The organism is Clostridium sartagoforme (assembly GCF_004794105.1).
Lineage (GTDB): Bacteria > Bacillota > Clostridia > Clostridiales > Clostridiaceae > Clostridium > Clostridium sartagoforme_B.
The window spans coordinates 1-533 of record NZ_SRYR01000038.1; the positions used below are offsets into that span (position 1 = coordinate 1).

A 533-nucleotide genomic window follows, 5' to 3' on the forward strand; every position below is an offset into this window, starting at 1 on the left:
GAGAGATCCTGCGCCGAAAATGTCCGGGGCTCAAACTTACCACCGAAGCTACGGGCTCAAGTTTACTTGAGCGGTAGAGGAGCGTCGTAATCGGGCTGAAGTCGTACCGTAAGGAGCGGTGGACTGATTACGAGTGAGAATGTTGGCATTAGTAGCGAGATGTAAGTGAGAATCTTACAGGCCGAAAATCTAAGGTTTCCTGGGGAAGGCTCGTCCGCCCAGGGTTAGTCGGGACCTAAGCCGAGGCCGAAAGGCGTAGGTGATGGACAATTGGTTGATATTCCAATACCACTATTATCGTTATTATCGATGGTGTGACGGAGAAGGATAGGATGTGCTAGCGATTGGAAATGCTAGTCTAAGCATTTAGGGAGTTAAGATAGGCAAATCCGTTTTAACAATCCTGAGGTGTGATGGGGAAGGCCATTAAGGCTGAAGTATCTGATTCCCTGCTTCCAAGAAAAGCATCTAGAGAGAGAAGTAGTGCCCGTACCGCAAACCGACACAGGTAGATGAGGAGAGAATCCTAAGGC

General features: G+C 49.0%; 1 rRNA gene. It reads left to right on the forward strand.

Features of this window, described 5'->3' with window-relative positions:
* Nucleotides 1-533: ribosomal RNA gene (locus tag E5347_RS16740) — 23S ribosomal RNA — on the forward strand; the annotation flags it as partial.